Origin of the sequence: Bradyrhizobium sp. NBAIM14 (assembly GCF_020193895.1) — a bacterium.
GTDB lineage: Bacteria > Pseudomonadota > Alphaproteobacteria > Rhizobiales > Xanthobacteraceae > Bradyrhizobium > Bradyrhizobium yuanmingense.
On record NZ_JADYVQ010000121.1, the window covers coordinates 1 to 360 of the forward strand.

A 360-nucleotide genomic window follows, 5' to 3' on the forward strand; every position below is an offset into this window, starting at 1 on the left:
GCTCCGCGACAATCAGAGTTCAAAAAACTCTTGCGCGCGACAATTAACGCGGCAATCATCACCTCGCCGCGACACCGACTCGCCATCCTGATTGTCGTGCGCTTCCCACCCAGATTGTCGCGCTATACAGCTCGGCGTCGCATTGCGCGAAGGTCATCCAGTTTATCTGGTGAGCTTCCGTCGCGAGCCAGAGCAGGATCAGCAACTCTCTGATGTGGCCTATGCGGAAGCGACGTTTGTTCGAGAAGTGATCCGCCGGCATCCGCGCGCGCCTCTGCCGGCCATTATCGGCAACTGCCAAGCAGGCTGGGCGACCCTCGTTCTCGCCGCAACAAACCCTGACTTGACAGGACCCATCGT

At 59.2% G+C, this 360-nt stretch carries 1 pseudogene; it reads left to right on the forward strand.

What is annotated here, in order from left to right:
• Positions 1-127: 127 nt before the first annotated feature.
• Positions 128-360 (forward strand): annotated as a pseudogene (locus tag I6F28_RS37300) (DUF3141 domain-containing protein); the annotation flags it as partial.